Here is a 20,626-nt window from a genome sequence, read left to right as displayed (position 1 = left end):
AGAGGCGATTTGAGCTAGGCAGGTGGAAGCTTCATCCGACTTTCGCTTCGAGGATACGCCGTGACGGTGATCGACTTCTCCGCCTTCATCGGACGGCTCGCCACCGCCTCCGGCGAGACCATCTTGCCGTTCTTCCGCACCTCGCTGTCGATCGACGACAAGAGCAAGACCAAGGATTTCGACCCCGTCACCGAAGCCGACCGCGCCGCCGAGGCGGTGATGCGGCGGCTGATCAAGGCCAGCTTCCCCCAGCACGGCATCGTCGGCGAGGAATTCGGCAATGAGCGCGAGGACGCCGACTATGTCTGGGTGCTCGACCCCATCGACGGCACGAAATCCTTCATCGGCGGCTTTCCGATCTGGGGCACGCTGATCGCGCTGCTGCACAAGGGCACGCCGGTCTACGGCATGATGCACCAGCCCTTCATCGGCGAACGCTTTTCCGGCGACAACGGCTCGGCGAACTACAAGGGCCCCTCCGGCGAGCGCCGGCTCCAGGTCCGCCGCTGCGCCTCGCTGTCGGAGGCGACCACCTACACCACCTCTCCGCTGCTGATGAACGAGCGCGACCGCGCCATTTTCGGCCGCATCGAGCAGGGCGCACGGCTGTCGCGCTATGGCGGCGACTGCTACTCCTATTGCATGCTGGCGGCCGGCCATGTCGACCTCGTGGTCGAGACCGAGCTGAAACCTTACGACATCGCGGCCCTGATCCCGATCGTGACCGGCGCCGGCGGTGTCGTCACCACCTGGGAAGGCAAGCCGGCGCAGGGCGGCGGCCGCATCGTTGCCGCCGGCGACGCAAGAGTTCATGAAGAAGCCTTGAGGCTGCTCAACCAATAACAAACGCGAGCGGGAGGCTTGCATGACCATCTCACGCAGGCTGCTCGTTGGATTATTGCTGCTATTGCCGTCATTGGCATCGGCGCAGAATTTTCCCGCAAAACCGATCAAGCTGATCGTGCCGTTTCCGGCCGGCGGTCCCAATGACATCATCGCCCGTGTGATCGGCCAGCGCATGTCGGAGCTGTCGGGCCAGCCGGTGCTGATCGACAATCGCGGCGGCCAGGGCGGCGTGCTCGGCACCGACGCGGTGTCCAAGGCAGCGCCCGACGGCTACACCATCGCGATCTCCTCGGCCGGCGCGCTCGCGATCAGCCCGAGCATGGAGCGCGTCGCCTACGACACCCAAACCGACCTCACGCCGGTGACGCTGGTTGCGACCGTGCCGGAAATGCTTGTCGTCGCCACCAACGTGCCCGTGAAAGACATCGGCGAGCTGATCGCGCTCGCCAAGGCGCAGCCCGGAAAGCTCAACTTCGCCTCCTCCGGTCCCGGCAGCCTGCCGCATCTTGCCGGTGAACTGTTCAAGCTCACAGCGAAGATCGACATCGTGCATGTGCCCTATCGCGGCGCCGCTCCGGCCGTGAACGATCTCCTGGGCCAGCAGGTGCAGATGACGTTCCTCGATCTCCCCGTCTTGCTGCCGCAGGTCAAGGCCGGCGCGTTGAAGCCGATTGCCGTCGGATCAGTCGAGCGCGCGCCGACCGCGCCCGACGTGCCGACCACCAAGGAAGCGGGCTTTCCCGACCTTCGCATCGAGAACTGGTACGGCATGGTGGCGCCCAAGGGCACGCCGAAGGAGATCGTCACGGCGCTGCATGGCCTCGCGACCAAGGCCATGGCGGATCCCGCAGTGAAGGAGAAGCTCGCCGCGCAAGGCGCGACGCTTGTCGGCGATGAGCCGGAGCATTTTCGCGCCTTCATTGCCGACGAGACGAAGAAGTGGGCGCAGGTGATCAAGGACGCCGGGGTCGAGACGGCGAAGTAGCTTTCTCTTACCCTCCCCTGGAGGGGGAGAGCCGATCTCTCACAACGCGACAGGTGCGTTCCCTCCCCCCTTGCGGGGGAGGGCTAGGGAGGGGTTCACACGGGGACTCCATCGATCGCGCAAAGAAACTTCTTCACGACAGTCACACCTTTTGCTGGGCCACCCCTCTCCCCCGCCCTCCCCCGCAAGGGGGGAGGGAGCGCAGTTGAGCTTGCGGCCACGATGCGAGCTCACGCCAGTTCGCAGCAACAGCCTCCTCACACCGCCTCCGCCCGCAAATGCTCCACCAGCATCTTGGCCGGCCTTGGCAGCGCCTTGAAGCTGCGGGCGCAGATCACGAGCTTGCGGTTGGCCCAGGCATCGCGCAGGCGGACCATGGCGAGCGGCATCAGCTTGGCGCAGCGGCGGGCGGCGGAGATCGGCACCAGGGCCACGCCGACGTCGGCGGCGACCATCTGGCAGATCGCGTCGAAATCGCGCATGCGCGCGCGATAATGCGGGCGCATGCCGAGCCGGGCGGCGTGCTTCGAAATGTGCATCTGGAGCGCGGTGGCGCTGGTGAGCCCGACGAAATCGCACGCGCCCGTCTCCTGGAAGTCGATCTGGCGGCGGCCCGCGAACGGGCCGCGCCGCGACGTCACCAGCGTCAAATGATCTTCGCTGAAGACGAAGCGCTCGATATGATCGGGCAGCGCATGCTCGGCGGCAAAGCCGAGATCGGCGGCGCCCGCGGTGATCGCGGCCGCGATATCGGTGCTTTCGCGCTCCTCGATGTCGACGGCGACATCGCGATGCTCGTGCAGGAATCCGGCCAGCGCCTTCGGCAGATGCTCCGACAGCCCCGAGGTGTTGACGAGAAAATGCACGCTGGCGCGCACGCCGCTGGCAAAGCCGGCGAGATCGCCGCGCATGGCGTCGATCTGGTGGATGACGAGCCGCGCATGATCGAGCAGGCTCTCACCGGCCGCGGTCAATTCGACGCCGCGCCGCCCGCGCTTGAGCAGGGCGACGCCAAGCGCATCCTCGAGCCCCTTGATGCGCGCGCTGGCGGAGGCCAGCGCCAGGTGCGAGCGCTCGGCGCCGCGGGTGATGCTGCGCTGGTCCGCGACCGCGATGAAGAGCTGGAGATCGACGAGATCAAAACGCATGGCAGGTCTCCAACCTTGTTGATTGAGCACGATCTTTCGGAAAACCGCTGCACACTTTCCCGGATCGTGCTCCAGACTTCGTAACTGGCGAAGGCTATCTCCGGAACCTCCAGATTGTGCCGGGATGCGGCTTCGGTCAATGTGTCCGACATGATCGACCCGCTTCTCATCGTCATCGCCGCCGTGTTCCTGATCGCCGGATTCGTCAAGGGCGTGGTCGGGCTCGGCCTGCCGACCGTCTCCATGGGCCTGCTCGCGGTGAGCATGGCGCCCAGCCGCGCGATCGCCATCGTGATCGTGCCCGCCATCGTCACCAACATCTGGCAGACTTTTGTCGGCCCTTATTTGCGCGACATCCTGAAGCGGCTATGGCCGCTGATGATCGGCACCGTGATCGGCTGCTGGCTGAATGCCGGCGCGCTCACCGGCCCCCATGCGCGTTACGGCACCGTGGTGCTCGGCGTCCTGCTGGTGATCTACGCGATCATCGGCCTCAGCAAATTCAAGTTCCACGTCGCGCCGCAGAACGAGAAATGGGTCGGCGGCGTGGTCGGCCTCATCACCGGCGTGATCTCGGCCTCGACGGGCGTGCAGGTGATCCCCTCGATGCCGTTCATGCAGGCGATCGGCATGGAGAAGGACGAACTGGTGCAGGCGCTCGGCGTGTTCTTCACCACCGCGACGCTGGCGCTCGCCTTCAATCTCACCGCCGGTGGATTGCTGACACCGGCCAATGCCGTGCCGGGCGCCGTCGCGATGGCGATGGCCTTTGCCGGCATGTTCGTCGGCCAGTCGGTGCGGGCGCGGATGCCGGCAGAAGCGTTCCGCCGCTGGTTTTTGATCGCGATGATTTTGCTGGGGCTTTATCTCGCCGGCGGCGCGCTGCTGAAAGAGTTCGCCTGAGGTCTACGATTTCGGCTCATAGAGATCGTAGGGTGGGCAAAGCGAAGCGTGCCCACCATTCCTGACCGTCCGGATCGCCAAATGGCGGGCACGGCGCTCTGCGCCTTTGCCCACCCTACGCAATGTCATTCGTTCGAACGATCTACCGCGTCTCCAGCATGGCGACGCGGATGCCGAGATAGATGAAGAGGCCGCCGAGCGCTCGGTTGACCCAGGCGATCGCGCCTTCGGAGCTGCGCAAGCGATGCGCGGCCTTGGCGGCGAAAGCGGCCAGCACCAGGCACCACAGCGTTCCCGTCGAGATGAAGATCAGGCCGAGCGTCAGGAAGGCGAGCGGCTTGTGGGCGGAATCGGCTGCGACGAATTGCGGCAGGAAAGCCAGGAAGAACAGCGCGACCTTGGGATTGAGCGCGTTGGTGAAGACGCCCTGGAGGAACACCCGTCGCAGCGAGCTCAGCGCCGGCTCGTCGGTGGCCGGCGCCAGCGCCGGGCGCGACCACAACATCTGAAGTCCGGTGACGATGAGATAGGCCGCGCCGACCAGCTTCAGGATCGAGAATGCGGTGGACGAGGCCATCAGCAAGGCCGAAAGGCCGATCGCGGCGCCCGCGACGTGGAAAAAGCAGCCGCAGCTGATGCCAAGCGCGGCCGCGGCGCCGCCCCTCCAGCCCATCTGCATACTGCGGCCGATCACATAGACCGTATCCGGGCCCGGCGTGATGTTGAGCACTATGCCCGCCAGGATGAAAAGCCAGATCTCGTGAATGCCCAGCATGTGAGGTGCCCGCCCGACCGCCTGCCACAAAGGGTCGGCTTAGTCGGTTCGCCCGCCGGCGTCCACCACCAGGATGCGTCAAATTTACCGCGAATTTGCAATGCGGATCATACTTTCGCTCGGCCGCATCTGCTCTATAAAGGCAGGGTTCTTGAAATGCGGGATTCGAGGCGACTGCCACGCCGTGGCCGGTCCTCGATCCCTTGGAGCTCCGGGGCTATGGAAAGACGTTTGGCTGCCATCGTCTGCGCCGATGTCGCCGGCTATTCGCGCATGATGGGCAGCGACGAGGCCGGCACCCATGCCGCCTTCAAAGCCCATCGCAGCGCGATTCACCCCATTATCCTCAATCACGGCGGCCGCGTCGTCAAAAACACCGGCGACGGCTTCCTGCTGGAATTCCCCTCGATCGTCGGCGCCACTGAGGCCGCGATCGCGATGCAGACGCTGATGGCGGAGCGCAACCACCATCTGCCGACCGACCGCGCCATGCAATTCCGGCTTGGCATCCACATGGGTGATGTCATCGCCGACGAGGACGAGGTCTTCGGCGACGACGTCAACATCGCCGTTCGCCTCGAAGCGGTGGCGAGCCCCGGCGGCTTCGCGATCTCGGCCAAGGCCTACCGGGAGGCGAGCAAGCATCTCCAGGTGCCGCTGACCGATGCCGGCAACCACCGTTTCAAGAACATCAAGGACGCGGTCGGGGTCTTCACCTGGACACCCGAGAACGCACCGGCACTCCTCCCCGAGCTACGGGAGGCATCCGTCCTGTCGCAGCAGTACCGCACCGCGATCGTCGGCGTGCTGCCCTTCGCCAATCTCAGCGACGCCCAGGACGAATATTTCTCCGACGGCCTGACCGAGGATCTGATCCACGCGCTGGCGCTGCAATCGTTCTATCGCGTGCTGAGCCGCAACTCGACCTTCGCCTTCAAGGGCAAGAATGTCTCGACCCGCCTGATCGCGCGCGAGATCGACGCCACCTATCTGATCCAGGGCTCGGTGCGGCGCGCCGGCGCAAAAATCCGCGTCACCGCCGAGCTGATCGCCCCGGAGACCGGCGAGCAGCTCTGGACCGGCCGCTACGACCGCGACATCGGCGACCTCTTTGCGATGCAGGACGAGATCACCACCAATCTGTCCGCCGCCATCGCGACCGAGATCGTCCGCGCGGAAGCCTCGGCGCCGGCGCGGCCCTCCACCGACGTGACCGCCTGGGACCGCTTCCTCAAGGGGCTGTCGCATTACTACCGGCAGACCAAGGAGGACCTCGCCACCGCCGTCGACCTGTTCCGGGAGGCCATCAGGCTCGATCCCAAACTGTCGATCGCGCACGCCTATCTCGCCACGATCCAGATCCAGAGCATCCAGTTCGGCTGGGTCAAGGGCACGCGCGAAATGTGGGCCGAGGCGATGAACCTCGCCGAGACCAGCGTCCGGCTCGACCCGCGTTCCTCCTTTGCGTTCTCGATCCTGTCCTGGGCGCACGCGATGGAAGGCCATTACGAGGCCGCGATGGACGCCGCCAAGCGCGCGGTCGCACTCAATCCCTACGACATGGGCGCGCGCGGCGTGCTCGGCATCTGCCATTTCGTCATCGGCGAGCACCGCGAGGCAATCGAGCTGTTCTCGATGGCCGCCCAACGCGACAACAGCGACCCGCGCTATCAATGGGCCGCGCTGAACGCCTTCAGCCATTATCTGTTGAGACAATACGACGCGACGCTGTCATGGGCCCGCGAGCAGCTCTACATCAACCCGAACCACATGCAGGCGCTGGCGATCCGCGCGGCGGCGCTTGCACAGTTGCGCCGGGACGATGAGGCGGCGGAGGCCACCGTGGTGCTGATGACCAATTACCCGACCCTGAATGTCGACCGTCACCTGCGCAATTTCCACTGGAAGCGGCCCGAGGACCTCGCCCATTACCGCGAGGGGCTCCTGAATGCGGGCGTGCCGCTTGGCAAGCTGACCCTGGTCCAGAGCGACGTCAAACGCGCCGCCGAATCCTGAAAAGGCAGGCGGCGGCCGTCTGCGATCCCTTCCGGGTTTTCCCCGACCTCGCGCCTGCCCGTGTTGACGCGACAGTGAATTCGGACACACTTCGCTACACGCTGAAGTAGTATAGTGTGCTGCCGGTTTGTTAGGACTTTTCGCGCTTTATCGGCGCGTTATTTCACGATTCGCTGTTTGTAGGATTTGGGCCATGCACGACCCCGCTTCGAAGCCGCCCTTCGACCCCTCGATCCCAGTCTCGCCAGACAATCCCTGCCCGTTCCTGCGCGGCCTCGTCGGCGAAGGTTTTGTCGACGGCGGGACCGTCCCGCTCAACACGCTGTCGCAGACCATCGCGAATGCGAGCGGCGAGACCGGACTGAAGAAGATCTGGGCCCGCATCCAGGTCCGCGGCGTTGCGACGATCGCCAACGGTTTCAGTCACATCCTCAAGAGCATCTGGTCCGGCCCGCAGCTCGACGCGCTGCGCGGTGGCCCGCTGGACAAACTGGGCGCCGGCTCGCGCATCCTCGGCGTCGACGGCAAGGTCAACGAGGACGAGATCGCGCGCCTCCAGAGCTTCGGCCGGATTTACACCGATCCGAACACCGGCGTCAGCGAGCCAGGCCTCAACGCCGCGGAAATCAAGACCTTCATGCACGACAATCTCAAGCGCGCCGGCAGCGCCGCGCGCTGGTACTACCCGGCGCTGATGCAGTTCGAATGGCCAGTCCTGCTGAAGATCATGGGCAAGGGCAAGGTCGACGGCAAGAAGGCGGAGCTCTATCTCAGCGTGGCCGACGTGCGCACGCTGTTCAACGAGCGCAAATTCCCCGACAGGATCACCCAGCGGATCGTGTCACAGCCGCTGCTGTCATCCTGCGCACTCAGGTTTCGCTGGGCTCTCGGGATCGCCGGGCTCTTCCTCGCCGGCGCGCTTCTCGCGCTCGTTGCGGTCGCCGAATTCCCCAACCAGGTCCGCGCCATGCTGCCGCAGAAGGGAATCCTCGCGCAGCTGCTGCCGCCGCCGTTGCCCGCGGTGCCCGACACCAAGGCCGCTTTCTGGCTCGAGCAGAACTGGTCGCTGAAGGACCGGCACTGGTTTCACCATGCGAGTCAGGGCACTGCGACCTTCCCGGTGCCCTATGAGTGGTTCGTGGCGCTGGAGCAGCCGCGCCTGCGTCTGTTCTCGAAGCCGGGCATGATGAAGGACAGCGCCTATCTCGAAAGCTTCGGCTTCATCCCCAGCCCACAGTCGGTCCAGACCGACGAGACCACGCTGCGCCGCTTCGGCTACGCCAATGTCTATGACACGAAGCAGGTACCGGACTGGTCGACGAGATGGACGCCGGCCGAGAACGTCGACGGCCTGCCGGTCGGCTTTGCGCGGATGACCGGCGTCATCGATCCTGCGAGCGGCCGACGCGAGGAGGACAAGATCGGGCTGACCTGCGCCGCCTGCCACACCGGCCAGATCCATTACCAGGGCATCGACGTCCGCTTCGACGGCGGCCCGGCCATGACCGACCTGAAGAAGCTCGAGCTCGCCACCGGCCTGTCGATCGCCTACACGCTCTACGTTCCGTTCCGCTTCGACCGCTTCGCCGATCGCGTGCTCGGCGCCGACGCCGGCAAGACGGATCGCGACGCGCTGAAGCAGAAGCTCAGCGCGATCGGCAAGTTCCTGATCGGCTGGCAAGAGAAATATAACGAGACGATCGAAGGCAAGAAGACCTGGGACGGCAGGCAGCAGAAGGACACTGAGGAAGGGTTCGGCCGCCTCGACGCCCTCAATCGCATCGGCAATCAGGTGTTCTCGCAGGATCTCGCACTGAGCGGGGTCAAGGGATTCGAGAAGAACCTGCACGCCCAGGACGCGCCGGTGAGCTATCCCCCGATCTGGACCGTGCCGTGGTTCAAGTTCGCGCAATACGACGCCTCGATCGAGCAGCCGCTGATCCGCAACGCCGGCGAAGCGCTCGGCGTGACGGCGCTGCTCAACCTGTCCGACGCCTATCCCGGCGACAGGATCTGGCGCTCCTCGGTTCACGTCAACACGCTCGGCTGGATCGAGGACATGCTGAGGGGTCCCGATCCCTTCAAGTCGCCCGATCCCGCCACCGGTCCGAAATTCGGCGGCCTGCTGTCGCCGAAATGGCCGTCGCAAATCCTCGGCGATGCCTGGAGGATCGACAGGGACAAGGCCGAGAAGGGCCGCAAGATCTACGCCGAGATGTGCTCCGGATGCCATTTGCCAGCGGTCGACACCCCGGCATTCTGGTCGTCAGGACGCTGGGAGCCGAGCGGCGACAGCAAGGTGCTGAACGCGGTCACGATTCCCCTCAAGGAGATCAACACCGACCCCGAGCAGACGCTCGTGCTCAGCAACAGGATCATCGACGTGCCCGGCTTCCTGAAGGTCAATACGGCCGACCTGCAGACATGGTGGCAATGCGATGTCCCGACCGCGAGCGCCTCGCCCAACGAGATGGTCTATGCGCTCGGCCTGATGACGGTGGTGGATCTCGTCGCCCGCAAATGGATGGACGACGAGAAGCTGTCGGACGCCGAGCGGGCGAAGCTGTGGAATCTCGCGCGCAAGAACTGCCTCAATCCGGTGGGGGGAGCGCGCTACCGCGCGCGTCCGCTGAACGGCATCTGGGCGACGGCGCCCTATTTGCACAACGGTTCGGTGCCTTCGCTGTACTGGCTGCTCAAGCCGCAGAACGAACGCCCGACCAAATTCTGCATGGGCCGCCGCGACTATGATCCCGTGACCGTCGGCTTCGCCGTCACCGCCGACGAGCGCTGCAAGACGGGTGAAACGCAGTTCTCGATGACCGGATCGGACGGCAAGCCGGTCCAGGGCAACAGCGTGCGCGGCCATTCGTTCGAGCTTAAAGACGGCGAGCCGAGACGCGACGGCGTGATCGGCCGCATGTTCAAGGACGACGACGAGCGCTATGAGCTGATCGAGTATCTGAAGACGCTGTGAGCTGATGTGCCCGGGCTTGTCCCGGGCACGACGGCGATAGGACTACGCCACGCCGGCGCGCAGCAGGTCGTGCAGATGCACGATGCCGACCACCTTGTCCGCCTCGGTCACGACCAGCGTCGTGATCTTGCTTGTGTTCAGCACCTCGATCATTTCGGTCGCGAGCATCGAGGGCGGCACGGTCTTGGGCTGCCTGGTCATGATCTCGTCGACGGACGCCGTCAGCAGATCGGGGCGCATGTGGCGGCGCAGATCGCCGTCGGTGATGATGCCCGTGATGCCGCCGGCCTCATCGACGATGCAGACGCAGCCGAGGCCCTTGGCCGACATCTCGACCACCGCATCCGACATCTTGGTGCCGAGCGGCTTGACCGGAATCTCCGCGCCGGTGCGCATGTAGTCGCGGACAAATTTCAGCATCGCGCCCAGCTTGCCGCCGGGATGGAAATGCGCGAACTCGAGTGCGGTGAAGCCGCGGCCTTCAAGCAGCGCGATCGCGATGGCATCGCCGATCGCGACCTGCATCATGGTCGAGGTGGTCGGCGCCAGATTGTGCGGGCAAGCCTCGCGCGCCTTCGGCAGCTCGATCACGATGTCGGCGGCCTGTCCCAGCGAGGACGAAGCGTTCGACGTCACCGCGATCATGGGAATTGCAAAGCGCGCCGAATAATTCACCAGCGTCTTCATCTCCGGCTGCTCGCCGGACCAGGACAACGCCATGATGACGTCGTCCGCGGTGATCATGCCGAGGTCGCCATGGGCAGCTTCCGCGGTGTGGACGAAGAACGCGGGCGTGCCGGTCGAGGCCAGGGTCGCCGCGATCTTGCGCGCCATGTGGCCGGACTTGCCGAGCCCGGTGACGATGACGCGGCCCTTGGCGTTGCGGATCAGATCGACCGCCTTGGCAAACGCCTCGCCCAGCGGGCCGCGCAGCGCGGCGGCGAGCGCGTTGATGCCGCCGCTCTCCGTCTCCAGCGTGCGGAGCGCGGATTCGACGCTATCAGGGATGGGGCCGGATGATTGGGTCATCAGCGGTTTCGAACTCGGCATGATCAGGTCCAGGAAGGGTGGGGCATTCGCCCGTTGGCGCCTGCTTAGCACGCCCGGGCTGGTGAGGCGACGCGGCCGCAAATGCCCTCAACCGGTCATTAACCATAATTGTTTTAAGTCCATTAACGATGGGTTCCCGCCAGCCAGCGGAGGCCATCGTGGAAGCATTTGATTTCGTTGGAGTTATTCCATCGTGGGGTCGTCTCCAGGCAGGGGCCGGAGCAAGCGCGCGCAATTGTTGCGTGCGGCTTTGCCGTGTCTCGTCCCGTGCCTTGCGCTGACCGCTCTTGGAAGCGGCCCGGCGGTGGCCCAGAGCCTCACACCCGACCTGTTCAATCCCAACCGCGGCGGCTTCGCCTCGCCCGACACGCTGCCGACACGCCGTACGGCGGGCGTGCCGCAGGCACCCTCGGACGCGCTGCCCACGCTGCCCGATCCCGGTGCCGATCCGCGCAAGCGCCAGCAGACGCCAGCGCCTTCGCGCCTCGGCCAAAACACAGCCGGTCAGGTCCCGACCTACGGCCTGCCCGCCGCCAACGGCGCGAGCGGCTCGGGCTATGACTCGCTCAACCGCAAGCGGCAGCAGCCCAAGCTCTATCCCGGGCAGGCCAAGCCGAAGCGCCCGCTCGGTCCCGGCTCGCCGCCGCCCCCCGTAACGCCGGTGACGACGCTCGGCCCGCCGCGCATCGCGCCGCCGCCGTCGGAGACCGCGCACAAGACACCGGTCGCCCCGGCGATGGCCGGCAATGTGCCAGGCCAGCCGCTGCGCCGCCGCCTCAAGGCCGATGACGATGCGTTCGGCGCGGTCGGCGATTATGCCGGCAGCTTCCTGATCAGGGGCGGGCTCGAGCTCTCCGCCGGCTACGACACCAACCCGGCGCGCCTGAACAAGCCGGTCGGCTCGCCGGTCTATGTCGTCGCGCCCGACCTCCTCGTACAATCCGACTGGGAGCGCCACGCGCTCGTCGCGGACCTGCGCGGGTCGTTCTCCGGCTACACCAACAACATGCCGGCGACGATCGACGGCTTTGCCTCGCCCTCGCCGGTCGAGATCGACCGGCCTGATTTCACCGGCCATGTCGACGGCCGCCTCGACGTCGACCGCGATCTCAAGCTGACCTCGCAGCTCCGCCTGCGGCTCGCGACCGACAATCCCGGCAGCCCGAACGTGCAGGCCGGCCTGCAGAAATATCCGGTTTACGCCACCTACGGCACGACGCTCGGCTTCGACCAGACCTTCAACCGTTTCCAGGTCGCCGCCGGCGCCACCGTCGACCGCACCGCCTACACGGATTCAAAGCTCACCGACGGCTCGACCTTCAGCAACAACGACCGCGACTTCAACCAGTATGGCGGCGTCGGCCGCTTCTCCTACGAGCTGAAGCCGGGCCTCAAGCCCTTCGTCGAGATCGAGGGCGACACCCGCGTCCACGACCAGGCCGCCGACCGCAACGGCTACTTCCGCGATTCAAACGGCGGCTATGCCAAGGTCGGCTCGTCCTTCGAGTTCTCGCGCATCCTCATCGGCGAGGTCTCGGTCGGTTATTCCGCGCGCAACTATACCGACCCGCGCCTCAGCCAGCTCTCCGGCTTCCTCACCGCGGGCTCACTGATCTGGAATGCGAGCGGCCTCACCACGGTGAAACTTGCCACCGACACGCAGATCGCCGAGACCACCGTCCCCGGCTCGTCCGGCGTGCTGGTGCACACCTACGGTGTCGAAGTCGATCACGACTTCCGCCGCTGGCTCACGGCGGTCGGCAAGTTCACCTACGGCACCTACGATTACCAGAACCAGGGTCGCAACGACAAAACCTTCTCGCTCGAAGGCAATCTGATCTACAAGCTCAACCGCAACGTCTGGATCAAGGGCACGCTGCGGCATGACATCCTGGATTCGAACCAGGCGGCGTCGAGCTCGCAGGGGACGGTGGTGATGCTGGGGGTGAGGCTGCAGAACTGAGGCGGCGGCGCGTGGCGTTGGGGCGAATGCTGCTTGGTTTGCTCCGCTCTCGCCACCCACTCCGTGGTCATGCCCCGGCTTGACCGGGGCATCCAGTACGCCGCGGCCTATCGTTTCAATGATACCTGTCTCTGGAATACTGGATCGCCCGGTCAAGCCGGGCGATGACACCGTCTATTGAACTGGCGGCGGGGCTCGCCGCGCCTACCGCGGCAGATCCGTCTTCCCCATCAGGAACGTGTCGATCGACCGGGCGCACAGCCGGCCCTCGCGGATCGCCCACACCACCAGCGACTGGCCGCGGCGCATGTCGCCTGCCGTGAACACGTTCGGACGCGAGGTCTGGTAGTCGAGCGTGTTGGCCTTGACGTTGCCGCGCGGGTCGAGGTCGACCGCGAGCTGCTTGAGCAGACCCTCGTGCACGGGATGGACGAAGCCCATGGCGAGCAGGACGAGCTCGGCGTCGAGCTCGAACTCGGAGCCGGCAATCGGCTTGAACTTGTCGTCGACGCGGACGCAGTGCAGCTTCTTGACCTTGCCGTTCTCGCCCGTGAACTTCTGGGTGAGCACGGCGAATTCGCGGACGGCGCCTTCGGCCTGGCTGGAGGAGGTGCGCATCTTCAGCGGCCAGTTCGGCCAGGTCAGGCCCTTGTTCTCGCGCTCGGGCGGGGCGGCCATGATCTCGAGCTGGGTCACCGACAGCGCGCCCTGGCGCAGCGAGGTGCCGATGCAGTCAGATCCGGTGTCGCCGCCGCCGATGACGACGACGTGCTTGCCGCCGGCGAGGATGTCGGCGCCGCTACCCAGCGGCTCATTGGAGACGCGGCGGTTCTGCTGCGGCAGGAAATCCATGGCATAGTGGATGCCGTCGAGCTCGCGGCCGGGGATCGGCAGATCGCGCGGGGCTTCCGCACCGCCGGTGAGCGCAATCGCGTCATATTCGTTCAGCATCTCGCGCGGATCGACATTGCCGTCAGCGCCGACATGGCTGTTGTAGTGGAAGGTGACGCCTTCGCCTTCCATCTGCCTGACGCGGCGGTCGATGACGCCCTTCTCCATCTTGAAGTCGGGAATGCCGTAACGCAGCAGGCCGCCGGCCTTGGCGTACTTCTCGAACAGATGCACGTCATGACCGGCGCGCGCGAGCTGCTGCGCGCAGGCCATGCCGGCCGGACCGGAGCCGATCACGGCGACCTTCTTGCCGGTCTTCTCGGCGGCGACCTCGGGCTTCAGCCAGCCATTGTCCCAGGCGCGGTCGACGATCGCGCATTCGATGGTCTTGATGGTGACCGGGTTGTCGTCGATGTTGAGCGTGCAGGACGCTTCGCACGGCGCAGGACAGATGCGGCCGGTGAATTCGGGGAAATTGTTGGTCGAGTGCAGGTTGCGCGAGGCTTCTTCCCAATTGCCCTGATAGACGAGGTCGTTCCAGTCGGGGATCTGGTTGTTGACCGGGCAGCCGGGCGTGCCGGGCGCGACCGAGCCGGTGCCGTGGCAATAGGGAATGCCGCAGTTCATGCAGCGCGCGGCCTGGTCGCGCACTTCCTTCTCGCTCAAGGGAACGACGAACTCGTTGTAATGCTTCACGCGCTCGGTGACCGGAGTGTACTTGCGGTCATGCCGTTCGATTTCGAGAAAACCCGTGATCTTGCCCATTAAACTCGAAGTCCCTGCCGCTTAGTTTTCTTTCCCGTCGTTCCGGGATGCGCGCGCCGCGCGCAGACCCGGAACCTGGAGGTTATCTTTGCGAGATTCCGGGTTCGCGCTTTGCGCGCCCCGGAATGACGCGAGGTGAGAATTACGCCCCGATCGCGATTTTCGGCTCGGCGTCCGCGTTGGCGGCCATCTCGCGCAGTGCGCGCCGGTACTCGACCGGCATCACCTTGCGGAATTTGGGCAGCCAGTCCTTCCAATTGGCAAGGATCTCGGCGGCGCGCCGGGAGCCGGTCGCTTTCGCATGGCGCGTGATCAGGACGTGCAGACGCTCGACGTCGGAATCGAGCAGGTTCTGGAACACGTCGACCCGGCCGTGCGCTTCGAGGTCACCGGCGTGATTGTAGGTGCCGGCGTTGATCAGCTCTTCCGACAAGACCGGCTCGAGCTCGACCATGCTGAGGTTGCACAGCTTGTCGAAGTCGCCGGTCTCGTCCAGCACATAGGCAATGCCGCCCGACATGCCGGCCGCGAAATTGCGCCCGGTCTTGCCGAGCACGACCACGATGCCGCCGGTCATGTATTCGCAGCAATGATCGCCCGCGCCCTCGACCACCGCGACGGCGCCCGAGTTGCGCACGGCGAAGCGCTCGCCGGCGATGCCGCGGAAGTAGCACTCGCCCTCGATCGCGCCGTACATCACGGTGTTGCCGACGATGATGCTCTCTTCCGGCACGATGCCGCCGTTCCGCGGCGGCTTGACGATGATCTTGCCGCCGGAGAGGCCCTTGCCGACATAGTCGTTGGCTTCGCCCTCGAGCTCGAAGGTGACGCCGTGCGCGAGCCAGGCGCCGAAGGCCTGGCCGGCGGTGCCCTTGAGGCCGACATGGATGGTGTCGTGCGGAAGGCCGGCATGGCCGTAGATCTTGGCGACCGCGCCCGACAGCATCGCGCCGGCGGAGCGGTTGGTGCTGTTGATCGTGGCCTCGATCTTCACCGGCGCGCCGCGGTCGAGCGCAGGCGTCGCCTTCTCGATCAGCGCGCGGTCGAGCACCGCTTCCAGATGATGGTTCTGGCGCTCGGAGTGATAGATCTTCTGGCCCTTCTCTTCCTTCTGCTTGACGAACAGCTTCGAGAAGTCGAGGCCCTTGGCCTTCCAGTGCGCGACCAGCCTGGTCTGGTCGAGCAGCTGAACCTGGCCGATCATCTCGTTGAAGGTGCGGAAGCCGAGCGAAGCCATGATCTCGCGGACTTCCTCGGCGACGAAGAAGAAGTAGTTGATCACGTGCTCGGGCTGGCCGGTGAAGCGCTTGCGCAGGACGGGGTCCTGGGTGGCGACGCCGACCGGGCAGGTGTTGAGATGGCACTTGCGCATCATGATACAGCCGGCCGCGATCAGGGGCGCAGTGGCGAAGCCGAACTCGTCGGCCCCGAGCAGCGCGCCGATCACGACGTCACGCCCGGTGCGGAAGCCGCCGTCGACCTGGACCACGATGCGGCTGCGCAGCCGCTCGCGCACCAGGGTCTGGTGGGTTTCGGCAAGGCCGATCTCCCAGGGCGAGCCGGCGTGCTTGATCGAGGTCAGCGGTGAAGCGCCAGTGCCGCCCTCGAAGCCCGCGATGGTGACATGGTCGGCGCGCGCCTTGGCAACGCCCGCGGCGACCGTGCCGACGCCGATCTCGGAGACCAGCTTGACCGAGACGTCGCCCGTCGGGTTGACGTTCTTGAGATCGTAGATGAGCTGCGCGAGGTCCTCGATCGAGTAGATGTCGTGGTGCGGCGGCGGCGAGATCAGGCCGACGCCCGGCGTCGAGTGACGCACCTTGGCGATGGTCGCGTCGACCTTGTGGCCGGGCAGCTGGCCGCCCTCGCCGGGCTTGGCGCCCTGCGCCATCTTGATCTGCATCATGTCGGAGTTGACGAGATACTCCGTGGTGACGCCGAAGCGGCCCGAGGCGACCTGCTTGATCGCCGAACGCATGGAATCGCCGTTCGGCATCGGCTTGAAGCGGTCGGCTTCCTCGCCGCCTTCACCGGTGTTCGACTTGCCGCCGATCCGGTTCATGGCGATCGCGAGCGTGGTGTGGGCCTCGCGCGAGATCGAGCCGAAGCTCATCGCACCGGTGGCGAAGCGCTTGACGATGTCCTTGGCCGGCTCGACCTGGTCGAGCGGCACAGGCTTGCGCTTCTCTTCATCGGCGTTCTTGATCCGGAACAGGCCGCGCAGCGTCAGCAGGCGCTCCGACTGCTCGTTGAGGATCTTGGCGAAGGCGCGGTAGCGCTCCTGCGAATTGCCGCGCGCGGCGTGCTGGAGCAGCGACACCGATTCGGCGGTCCAGGCATGGTCCTCGCCGCGGCTGCGATAGGCATATTCGCCGCCGACGTCGAGCGAGGTCTTGTAGACCTGCGCCTCGCCGAACGCGTCGGCATGGCGGCGCACGGCTTCCTCGGCGATCTCGGCAAGGCCGACGCCTTCGACACGGGTATGCGTGCCCGCGAAGAACTTCGACACGAAGTCCGCCTTGAGGCCGACCGCGTCAAAGATCTGCGCGCCGCAATAGGACTGGTAGGTCGAGATGCCCATCTTGGACATCACCTTGAGCAGGCCCTTGCCAATCGACTTGATGTAGCGCTTGACGATCTCGTAGTCGTCGAGCGAGCCGGGCAGGCGGTCCTTCATCGCGATGATGGTCTCGAATGCGAGGTAAGGATTGATCGCTTCGGCGCCGTAGCCGGCAAGGCAGGCGAAGTGATGCACTTCGCGCGGCTCGCCGGACTCGACGACGAGACCGACCGAGGTGCGCAGTCCGACGCGGATCAGATGATGATGCACGGCGGCGCAGGCCAGCAGTGCCGGGATCGGCACGCGGTCGGTGCCGACCATGCGGTCGGACAGGATGATGATGTTGACGCCCTCGCGCACCGCGCTCTCGGCCCGCGCGCAGAGCTCGTCGAGCACCTGGTCCATGCCCGCCGCGCCGAGGCCGGCGTGGAAGGTGGTGTCCAGCGTGCGCGACTTGAAGTGCGATTCGGCGACATCAGAGATCGAGCGGATTTTTTCCAGATCCGCATCGGTCAGGATCGGCTGGCGCACTTCGAGGCGCTTGGTCGTGGCCATGCCCTGCAGGTCGAACAGGTTCGGCCGCGGCCCGATGATCGAGACGAGGCTCATCACCAGCTCCTCGCGGATCGGGTCGATCGGCGGGTTGGTGACCTGCGCGAAATTCTGCTTGAAGTAGGTGAACAGCGGCTTGGCCTTGTCCGACAGCGCCGAGATCGGCGTGTCGTTGCCCATCGAGCCGGCTGCCTCCTCGCCCGTGGCCGCCATCGGCGTCATCAGGATGGTGATGTCTTCCTGGCTGTAGCCGAACGCCTGCTGGCGATCGAGCAGCGACAGGTTCGAGCGCACGCCGGTGGTCGGGACCTTCGGCAGCTCCTCCAGCACGATCTGGGTCCGCTCCAACCACTCCTTGTAGGGATGGCTCTTGGCGAGCTCGGCCTTGATCTCGTCGTCGGGGATAAGACGGCCCTGCTCGAGATCGACCAGCAGCATCTTGCCGGGCTGCAGGCGCCACTTGGTGATGATCTGATCCTCGGGGATCGTCAGCACGCCCATCTCGGACGCCATCACGATGCGGTCGTCCTTGGTCACGAGATAGCGCGCCGGCCGCAATCCGTTGCGGTCGAGCGTGGCGCCGATCTGGCGGCCGTCGGTGAAGGCGATCGCGGCGGGGCCGTCCCACGGCTCCATCAGCGCGGCATGATATTCGTAGAAGGCGCGGCGCTTCTCATCCATCAGGGGATTGCCGGCCCACGCCTCCGGAATCATCATCACGACGGCGTGCGGCAGCGAGTAGCCGCCCTGCACCAGGAATTCGAGCGCGTTGTCGAAGCAGGCCGTGTCGGACTGGCCTTCATAAGAGATGGGCCAGAGGCGGTTGATGTCCTTGCCGTAGAGCTCGGAGCTCACCGAGGCCTGGCGCGCCGCCATCCAGTTGGTGTTGCCGCGCAGCGTGTTGATCTCGCCGTTATGCGCGATCATGCGGTACGGGTGCGCCAGCGACCAGGCCGGGAAGGTGTTGGTCGAGAAGCGCTGGTGAACGAGCGCGAGCGCGCTCTCGAAGTCCTTCTCGTGCAAATCGGGATAGTACTTGCCGAGCTGGTCGGCGAGGAACATGCCCTTGTAGATCACGGTGCGGCAGGACATCGAGCAGGGATAGTAGCCGGCAAGGCCGCGGTCGCGGCGCTGGTAGATCGCCTGCGAGATCGACTTGCGCAGGATGTAGAGCCGGCGCTCGAAATCGTCCTCGGTCTTGGCAACGCCGTTGCGGCCGATGAACACCTGCATGCACGCGGGCTCGGTCGGCTTCACGGTGACGCCGAGCGAGGAATTGTCGGTCGGCACGTCGCGCCAGCCGAGCAGGGTCAGCCCCTCTTCCTTGATCTGGTCGGCGATGATGCTCTTGATGACGTTGCGCCAGGCGGTGTCGCGCGGCATGAACAGCGCGCCGATGGCGTATTCGCCCGGAGCCGGCAACGCGAAGCCGAGCTCCTTGGCCTTGCGGCTGAAGAAGGCGTGCGGGATCTGCACCAGAATGCCGGCGCCGTCACCAGCGCGCGGGTCGGCGCCGACAGCGCCGCGATGCTCGAGATTGCAGAGGATGCTCAGCGCGTCGGAGACGATCTCGTGGGACTTCTTGCCCTTGATGTTGGCGATGAAGCCGACGCCGCAGCTGTCCTTCTCCAGGCTCGGATCGTAGAGGCCTTCAGCGGCCGGACGGGAATTGTGCTCCTGAATCGGATCGGCCGGTTTCGAGGCGACCGTCGCCGACAGCTGTTCTGCCACGATGTTTGCGCGCTCGAATTGCGACCCGTTCATTGTTCCTGTCCTCTCCGTGCGGCAAGCTGTCTCACCGCCATCTTCGGCGCACCTTGGGCGTTCCGCGGCACCCGCCTCTGGGTCACCGCTCGTCCGCTTGCGAGCCGCATTTTCTTAAATTCAGGCCTAGGCGTTCTACGTCCCCGAGAACGGCTTTGCCTGGTACCTTCCTGGCGCTCGAAAGTGCCAGCTTTCGCTGCAATCCCTGTGCCGGAACCGCGAGCAAAATTGAGACAGTCTTCCTGTCCTAACCATCACCTTGCCAAATTTTTGTCTAGCACACAAGCGCGTGGAAGTCCCGATTCCCGATAAGTCAATCAATCGCTTTCCGAAAGTTGCGCAGCCCCGGTTTTGAAGCAAACGCGCCCTGATCCGGCCCAAGCCGCGCCGAAATCGCAAATGAAGCTTCGGATCGGCCCTTCGGAAGGCGCGTCACGCCGCAAGAAGCGAAAGAGCACGAGCATCCGGGGCCCTGACAGGAGCGTGTCGACCATGAAGTTTTTCACAGGATGTGTGGCCGCCGCCGCGCTGGCGATGGCTGCGACCGGGGTGCAAGCGCAGGTTCCGGCGAACGGAAGCGGCGGCGGAGCCATGATCGCCGTGTCGGATTTCGACGGGCCCTATGCCCCGCCGGACGCGCCGCCACCGCCGCCGCGTTACGGCTATGGCTATGGCTATGGCTATGAGGAGCGCGGGCCTGCCCCGGTGCTGCTGCCGCCCACCGAGGTTTACGCCGTGCTGCGCGAGAACGGCTTCTCGCCGCTCGGCATCCCGCGCCTGCGCGGCAGCGTCTACACCATCGCGGTGATCGACCGCCATGGCGATGACGGCCGGCTCGTGATCGACGCCCGGGACGGCCGGATCATCCGCTTCATGCCGGCCGCCGATGCCTATGGCATGGCGCCTTCGTATGAAGAGCCCGCGGTTGCACCTTACCGCCCGCAAAGCGCACTGCCGCCGCCGACCATGGTCCGTGGCGGACCGCCGCGTCCGCCCGCCCCGATCCCGCATGTCGCCAGCCGCACCGTGCCGCTGCCCAAGGCCGCGCCACAGCGCGCCGAGGCGCCGGCCGCGGCAGTGAAGCACGCCGAGCCGGTGGCGCCGCAGGCTCAGGCTCCGCAGCAGCAGCAGACGGCGGCCGCGCAGCCAAAACCCGCCGAGACGGCGCCGCAAGCCGCAGTTCCGACCGTCGGGCAAGCCAAGCCTGCTCCGACCATCCTACCGACGCAGGACATGCCGGCCGCGCAGGGGCTGGATTAGCGCTGCGCGTTAGATGCGATGGGATGACCACACAAACGGTGTCGTCCCTGCGAACGCAGGGACCCATACCGCGTGATTGATCGGTGGGGATGAGGAGCGAGTCCCGAACTCCGAATCATCGCCAAACTGCTCCCTGAGGTTATGGGTCCCTGCGTTCGCAGGGACGACGGC

12 protein-coding genes are annotated in these 20,626 nt (G+C 65.6%); 7 read left to right on the top strand and 5 right to left on the bottom strand.

Annotated elements, in window-relative coordinates:
• Positions 1-60 precede the first annotated feature (60 nt).
• Together hisN and BRAGE_RS0143580 are read left to right on the top strand one after the other, a co-directional pair.
• On the top strand, positions 61-843 hold the full coding sequence (hisN, locus tag BRAGE_RS0143585; RefSeq protein ID WP_027562920.1) for a histidinol-phosphatase: 783 nt from the start codon (positions 61-63) through the stop codon (positions 841-843).
• A gap of 22 nt (positions 844-865) precedes the next feature.
• Complete coding sequence (locus BRAGE_RS0143580) at positions 866-1,831, top strand: Bug family tripartite tricarboxylate transporter substrate binding protein (protein ID WP_027562919.1); 966 nt, start codon at positions 866-868, stop codon at positions 1,829-1,831.
• Positions 1,832-2,088: 257 nt separating this feature from the next.
• On the opposite strand, the gene BRAGE_RS0143575 is transcribed toward BRAGE_RS0143580, so the two are convergent.
• Entirely contained in the window at positions 2,089-2,979 is an 891-nt protein-coding gene (locus tag BRAGE_RS0143575) for a LysR substrate-binding domain-containing protein (protein WP_027562918.1), read from the bottom strand.
• Positions 2,980-3,129: 150 nt separating this feature from the next.
• On the opposite strand from BRAGE_RS0143575, the gene BRAGE_RS0143570 reads away from it, so the two are divergent.
• The gene (locus tag BRAGE_RS0143570; protein ID WP_027562917.1) at positions 3,130-3,882 is read left to right on the top strand and encodes a sulfite exporter TauE/SafE family protein; all 753 of its coding nucleotides are present in this window, start codon (positions 3,130-3,132) and stop codon (positions 3,880-3,882) included.
• 142 nt (positions 3,883-4,024) lie between these two features.
• On the opposite strand, the gene BRAGE_RS0143565 is transcribed toward BRAGE_RS0143570, so the two are convergent.
• Positions 4,025-4,657, bottom strand: coding sequence for a LysE family translocator (locus BRAGE_RS0143565; protein WP_027562916.1), 633 nt, complete (start codon positions 4,655-4,657; stop codon positions 4,025-4,027).
• 219 nt (positions 4,658-4,876) lie between these two features.
• On the opposite strand from BRAGE_RS0143565, the gene BRAGE_RS0143560 reads away from it, so the two are divergent.
• Both BRAGE_RS0143560 and BRAGE_RS0143555 read left to right on the top strand, forming a co-directional pair.
• Positions 4,877-6,673 carry an adenylate/guanylate cyclase domain-containing protein gene (locus BRAGE_RS0143560; RefSeq protein ID WP_027562915.1) on the top strand — a complete coding sequence of 599 codons (1,797 nt, stop codon included), beginning with the start codon at positions 4,877-4,879 and terminating at the stop codon, positions 6,671-6,673.
• Positions 6,674-6,866: 193 nt separating this feature from the next.
• Positions 6,867-9,650 carry a di-heme-cytochrome C peroxidase gene (locus BRAGE_RS0143555; RefSeq protein WP_027562914.1) on the top strand — a complete coding sequence of 928 codons (2,784 nt, stop codon included), beginning with the start codon at positions 6,867-6,869 and terminating at the stop codon, positions 9,648-9,650.
• A 42-nt stretch (positions 9,651-9,692) separates the two neighbouring features.
• Here the strand turns inward: BRAGE_RS0143555 and BRAGE_RS0143550 are convergent, their stop codons facing one another.
• Positions 9,693-10,700: a KpsF/GutQ family sugar-phosphate isomerase gene (locus BRAGE_RS0143550; RefSeq protein WP_027562913.1), complete on the bottom strand. Its 1,008-nt coding sequence runs from the start codon at positions 10,698-10,700 to the stop codon at positions 9,693-9,695.
• A gap of 193 nt (positions 10,701-10,893) precedes the next feature.
• Here BRAGE_RS0143550 and BRAGE_RS0143545 point away from each other — a divergent pair, with 193 nt between their 5' ends.
• Positions 10,894-12,663: an outer membrane beta-barrel protein gene (locus BRAGE_RS0143545; RefSeq protein WP_027562912.1), complete on the top strand. Its 1,770-nt coding sequence runs from the start codon at positions 10,894-10,896 to the stop codon at positions 12,661-12,663.
• A gap of 204 nt (positions 12,664-12,867) precedes the next feature.
• Here BRAGE_RS0143545 and BRAGE_RS0143540 read toward each other — a convergent pair whose 3' ends face one another.
• Positions 12,868-14,319 (bottom strand): glutamate synthase subunit beta, encoded by a 1,452-nt coding sequence (locus tag BRAGE_RS0143540; RefSeq protein WP_027562911.1) that lies wholly within the window; start codon positions 14,317-14,319, stop codon positions 12,868-12,870.
• Positions 14,320-14,461: 142 nt separating this feature from the next.
• Positions 14,462-19,195: a glutamate synthase large subunit gene (gene gltB, locus BRAGE_RS0143535; protein ID WP_027562910.1), complete on the bottom strand. Its 4,734-nt coding sequence runs from the start codon at positions 19,193-19,195 to the stop codon at positions 14,462-14,464.
• Positions 19,196-19,687: 492 nt separating this feature from the next.
• Between gltB and BRAGE_RS0143530 the strand changes: the two genes are divergently transcribed.
• Positions 19,688-20,455 carry a hypothetical protein gene (locus tag BRAGE_RS0143530; protein ID WP_027562909.1) on the top strand — a complete coding sequence of 256 codons (768 nt, stop codon included), beginning with the start codon at positions 19,688-19,690 and terminating at the stop codon, positions 20,453-20,455.
• Positions 20,456-20,626: the final 171 nt, after the last annotated feature.

Origin of the sequence: Bradyrhizobium genosp. SA-4 str. CB756, assembly GCF_000473125.1 — a bacterium.
GTDB classification, from domain to species: Bacteria; Pseudomonadota; Alphaproteobacteria; order Rhizobiales; family Xanthobacteraceae; genus Bradyrhizobium; species Bradyrhizobium arachidis.
Note: the sequence above shows the minus strand (reverse complement) of the source record. Positions and strands in the feature narration are given on the sequence as shown.

Excerpts from the sequence above, each read along its gene's own strand:
- BRAGE_RS0143580 (WP_027562919.1), top strand. The coding sequence starts at position 866 with ATGACCATCTCACGCAGGCTGCTCGTTGGATTATTGCTGCTATTGCCG.
- BRAGE_RS0143575 (WP_027562918.1), bottom strand. The coding sequence starts at position 2,979 with ATGCGTTTTGATCTCGTCGATCTCCAGCTCTTCATCGCGGTCGCGGAC.
- BRAGE_RS0143570 (WP_027562917.1), top strand. The coding sequence starts at position 3,130 with ATGATCGACCCGCTTCTCATCGTCATCGCCGCCGTGTTCCTGATCGCC.
- BRAGE_RS0143565 (WP_027562916.1), bottom strand. The coding sequence starts at position 4,657 with ATGCTGGGCATTCACGAGATCTGGCTTTTCATCCTGGCGGGCATAGTG.
- BRAGE_RS0143560 (WP_027562915.1), top strand. The coding sequence starts at position 4,877 with ATGGAAAGACGTTTGGCTGCCATCGTCTGCGCCGATGTCGCCGGCTAT.
- BRAGE_RS0143555 (WP_027562914.1), top strand. The coding sequence starts at position 6,867 with ATGCACGACCCCGCTTCGAAGCCGCCCTTCGACCCCTCGATCCCAGTC.
- BRAGE_RS0143550 (WP_027562913.1), bottom strand. The coding sequence starts at position 10,700 with ATGCCGAGTTCGAAACCGCTGATGACCCAATCATCCGGCCCCATCCCT.
- BRAGE_RS0143540 (WP_027562911.1), bottom strand. The coding sequence starts at position 14,319 with ATGGGCAAGATCACGGGTTTTCTCGAAATCGAACGGCATGACCGCAAG.
- gltB (WP_027562910.1), bottom strand. The coding sequence starts at position 19,195 with ATGAACGGGTCGCAATTCGAGCGCGCAAACATCGTGGCAGAACAGCTG.
- BRAGE_RS0143530 (WP_027562909.1), top strand. The coding sequence starts at position 19,688 with ATGAAGTTTTTCACAGGATGTGTGGCCGCCGCCGCGCTGGCGATGGCT.